At 46.1% G+C, this 623-nt stretch carries 1 protein-coding gene; it reads left to right on the top strand.

The window, feature by feature from the left end:
- Positions 1-115 precede the first annotated feature (115 nt).
- Positions 116-623 (top strand): GTPase Era (era, locus tag ACTHUM_RS17455; RefSeq protein WP_440403619.1); only part of this gene is annotated, 508 nt, incomplete at its 3' end.

The following is a 623-nucleotide window of genomic DNA, read 5'->3' as shown; positions in this document are numbered from 1 at the left end:
GCCTTGGAATGGTTGGAACAGAAGTTCCCTTTAAAAAAATCTAAAAAATAATATTTCAGACGGCCTTTGAGAAAATGCAAAGGCCGTCTGAAACAATCAAGAAAGTCATATATAAATGGATATCGAAACCTTTTTGCAAAACGAGTCACAACACCCGACGGATTATCGTTGCGGCTTTGTGGCCATCGTGGGTCGCCCGAATGTCGGCAAGTCCACGCTGATGAACCATTTAATCGGTCAGAAAATCAGTATTACCAGTAAAAAAGCACAAACCACGCGCAACCGTGTAACAGGTATTTACACCGACGACACGGCGCAATTTGTGTTTGTCGATACGCCGGGTTTTCAAACCAATCACCGCAATGCTTTGAACGACCGTCTTAATCAAAACGTAACCGAAGCGTTGAGCGGCGTGGATGTGGTGGTTTTTGTGGTGGAAGCCATGCGCTTTACCGATGCCGACCGCGTGGTGTTGAAGCAGTTGCCTAAGCATACGCCTGTGGTATTGGTGGTCAATAAAATCGATAAAGACAAAGCCAAAGACAAATTTGCGCTTGAGGCGTTTATCAATGAAGTGCGCCAAGAGTTTGAATTTGCCGCCAGCGAGGCAGTCAGCGCGAAAC

This window comes from Neisseria sp. P0021.S006 (assembly GCF_051956895.1).
This window is presented reverse-complemented; position numbering and strand designations above follow the sequence as displayed.